Annotated in this window: 2 protein-coding genes; one reads left to right on the forward strand and one right to left on the reverse strand. The window is 32.4% G+C overall.

Going from position 1 to position 2,148, the window contains the following annotated elements:
- A partial coding sequence (locus B5G32_RS13450; RefSeq protein ID WP_087936951.1) for an IS1595 family transposase occupies positions 1 to 1,003 on the reverse strand: 1,003 nt, incomplete at its 3' end.
- Positions 1,004 to 1,279: 276 nt separating this feature from the next.
- Here B5G32_RS13450 and B5G32_RS13460 point away from each other — a divergent pair.
- On the forward strand, positions 1,280 to 2,148 hold an 869-nt coding region (locus B5G32_RS13460), incomplete at its 3' end, for an IS1595 family transposase (protein WP_087936953.1).

Genomic DNA, 2,148 nt, shown 5'->3' on the forward strand with positions numbered 1-2,148 from the left:
TAAATGTGCATGGATATTGGTAGATATTGACAAAATTATCATGAAGATTTCTTTGTTTGTTTTTTATCGTATAAGCTATTAATGATAGATATTCATCTAGATATTTTGAAGATATTCCTGTATGTTTTCGCATATATTCTTTGATTTTAGAGTGAATGTAGTTTATATGATTTATATGATATATTCCTCGCTTTTCCTTGCTTTTTTTTGGAAAAGAATAATGCTGAAGACCATATTCCTTGCTTAATTCTCTATATACATATAGACCATCTGTGCATAATGTTGTTGCGTGTTTTAAGACCTGACCATATACCTTTTTTACTGTTTCACTATCTAGGGAAGTTGTCCCAATCTTGGCAACTTTTAAATAGATATTTCCACTGCGATCAACAGCACCAGCAATTTGTACTGCATCGGTTATTTTATCATCATCTTTATGTTTTTGTCCCTTACGACCTCTTTTATAAGAGTTTCTAGGTAGCTTATTACAAGGATTCTGTTTAACATGATTACCAGAATAACTGATATTAACACTCATTTCATCTAGTTCGACAATTCCTTCCAATTGAACATCGTTCATTTGATTGGACATGGCATTGAGAATCTTATGTCTCATATAGAAGCTGCATTTCAATGAAACACCTGCATAATGAGCACAATCTCTTAAATCTTCATCCTGATCCATTATAATAAGATATTTTAACCATACTAAAGCAGGTAGTTTAGTGTTCGCTAGGATTGTACCATGTGTTGAAGTAAATGTTGCATGGCAGTCCTTGCATAAGTATCTTTGAGTACCATTTTTATAATGTCCGTTTTTTCTGATCTGAGTCGAATGACAGTGTGGACAGACAAAAACATCATTGAATTTTGCTTCGACTGCATCAATAAAGATAGCAGTGTAATCATTCAAAAGTTTTTTATCTTTTATATACTTGATAAGCAAATCAAGCTGATTCATATCCAAATTTTCTAATTCATTTTTGATTTCTTCTAAGTTCATAGTCGTTTACCTCACTTATGTAATAAGTGTATCATATTTGATAATGCCTCTGCATAGGAAGAATAACTTTTAACCACCAAAAAACAGTGTTAAAATCATAAATTTCAAATTCTGCATCTTTTTGGGTTAACATAGCCAAAAAAACAGTGTTAAAATCATAAATTTCAAATTCTGCATCTTTTTGGGTTAACATAGCCATAAAAACGGTGTTAAAGCCCTTTAAAATAAAACATGATATTTTCATCAGTGCTATACTTATATCGAGGTGAAGATATTATGACTGATAAAATGTTTAATGATATTATTGATTCCATTATCAATAATGCAACTGATGATGAAATTGAAATCATTAGAGAAAAGCTCAATAACCATATCATCAATCATATTTATGATGGTGAAGTGCATAAGGAACTGTCTGATGAATTTGATAGTTCCTTTTGCCCTCACTGCGGACATGATCATATCATTAAATATGGCAAGGATAAAAATGGAAATCAAAGATATTTATGCAAACATTGTCATAAGACTTTCTCGCCCATGACAGGAACTTTGTTTTCATATTCAAAGAAGGAAGCCTATCAATGGTATCTGTATATGGAATCACTCTTTCGTGGTGATACCATTGTACAGTCTGCTCATATTGCAGGTATATGCGAACATACATCTCTTGTGTGGAGACATAAGATACTGAGTGTATGTGCTTCTCTCACAGCTGAAGATCGCATACTAGATGGAGTTGTTTACCTTGATGAGAAACTTTCAGATGTTAAACATCCTGGAATAACAGTTGAAGATAAAGAATCAAAGAAGAAAAGAGGAATCAGCGATCAGAAGAGAAACATTGTCTGTGCCATAGATGAGCACAACAATAAAGTGATACAGGTATCAGAAAGAGGAAGAATACATACCAAGAATCTCTATGAAATATATAAAGACAAAATTCCTTCACAATGTACAGTTGTCAGTGACAGCTTACGCTCATATCATGGACTGATGAAAAAGTTAGGAGTCAAATGGATTAAGATACCATCAGGCAAGAAAGAAAAGGACGGATATACATTGGATAAGGTCAATAGATTGCATTCGTCTATTGAATTGTTTTTGCATGGATATAGAGGGATATCAGACAAGTATTTAAAGAACTA

The organism is Massilimicrobiota sp. An80 (assembly GCF_002159255.1).
GTDB classification, from domain to species: Bacteria; Bacillota_I; Bacilli_A; order Erysipelotrichales; family Coprobacillaceae; genus Allocoprobacillus; species Allocoprobacillus merdigallinarum.